Below are 244 nucleotides of genomic sequence, written 5' to 3'. Positions count from 1 at the left end.
GCGCCGGGCCGATGACCAGTCCGGCGGCCAGGACGACGGCCAGGATCATGAACGGGACCATGGGGACGGCGTAGAACATGAACATGGTGCGGTCGTCGGCCAGGGCGTAGTAGAACCAGGGCAGCCAGCCGGCGGCGTAGGCCAGGAGCACGGCTCCGGCGCGCCAGTCGCGGGTGGCGACGTACCAGGCGACCATGGCGACGAGGGCGGCCAGCCCGCCGTACCAGATGACCGGCGTGCCGAC

1 pseudogene is annotated in these 244 nt (G+C 71.7%); it reads right to left on the bottom strand.

The features are described 5' to 3' along the window. Positions 1–244: pseudogene (locus ACWJ6R_RS38310) on the bottom strand (phospholipid carrier-dependent glycosyltransferase); the annotation flags it as partial.

The organism is Planomonospora algeriensis (assembly GCF_977012225.1).
This window is presented reverse-complemented; position numbering and strand designations above follow the sequence as displayed.